Origin of the sequence: Rhodococcus sp. T2V (genome assembly GCF_029269925.1) — a bacterium.
Classification (GTDB): domain Bacteria; phylum Actinomycetota; class Actinomycetes; order Mycobacteriales; family Mycobacteriaceae; genus Rhodococcus_F; species Rhodococcus_F koreensis.
Map to the genome: position 1 here is coordinate 1 of NZ_JARJBD010000429.1, position 384 is coordinate 384.

The 384-nt window shown below is 66.4% G+C and carries 1 protein-coding gene; it reads right to left on the reverse strand.

The features are described 5' to 3' along the window. Window positions 1–381 (reverse strand): condensation domain-containing protein (locus P3H15_RS54695; protein ID WP_346348899.1); only part of this gene is annotated, 381 nt, incomplete at its 3' end. Window positions 382–384 lie beyond the last annotated feature (3 nt).

Here is a 384-nt window from a genome sequence, read left to right on the forward strand (position 1 = left end):
CGTGTAATCGGCATACTGCACCGGCAACGGCACCCACCCCGGAACCTCCCCCGCCACGCGCGCCGCATACGCGACCGCCACATCCCGAGCCAACGGCGCCAACGAACCCCCGTCCCCCGCAATATGGTGCAGCACCAACACCAGGATGTGCTGGTTCTCGCCGCATCGCACAAGCGTTGCACGCACAGGGATCTCCACCGACAGGTCAAAGCAATGGCCCGCCGCCTCCGCGACCACATCCATCGCAGTGTCGTCCCCGGCGTCGACGACCTCAACCGGTAGTTCCGCGACGACCCGCTCAACCGGCAGAATCCGCTGGAACGGCACACCACCGTCATCCTCACCGAACACCGTCCGCAGGCTCTCGTGCCGAGCCACCACATC